Annotated in this window: 1 protein-coding gene; it reads right to left on the bottom strand. The window is 29.5% G+C overall.

From position 1 onward, the window contains the following. Positions 1-88: 88 nt before the first annotated feature. Entirely contained in the window at positions 89-211 is a 123-nt protein-coding gene (locus KVT34_RS32545; RefSeq protein ID WP_012580577.1) for a hypothetical protein, read from the bottom strand. Between the last annotated feature and the right edge of the window lie 50 nt (positions 212-261).

Raw genomic sequence — 261 nt, 5'->3', positions numbered from 1 at the left:
AAGTTGGCAAAAGCACGTAAGATGTAAAAGTTGGTATTTAACCTATAATTAAACTAAAAAGAAGCTAGTATACTAGCTGCTTTTTAGTTTAATTATTTTTGTTTTGTTTAGGTGGTTGTGCAGGTGGAGCGGGAGGTCTAGGTGTTAAAGGTTTATCATTTAATCCACCTTTTTTTATAGAACTTTCTTGTAAACTTTTATTTTTTTCCATTATAAGTCCTCCTGTACAAAATATTCTGCTTTTAAAGGAATTCAATTATT

Source organism: Paenibacillus sp. GbtcB18, assembly GCF_019091125.1.
Taxonomy (GTDB): domain Bacteria; phylum Bacillota; class Bacilli; order Paenibacillales; family NBRC-103111; genus Paenibacillus_F; species Paenibacillus_F chitinolyticus.
Note: the sequence above shows the minus strand (reverse complement) of the source record. Positions and strands in the feature narration are given on the sequence as shown.

Coding starts and splice junctions, on each gene's coding strand:
- KVT34_RS32545 (WP_012580577.1), bottom strand. CDS start 211: ATGGAAAAAAATAAAAGTTTACAAGAAAGTTCTATAAAAAAAGGTGGA.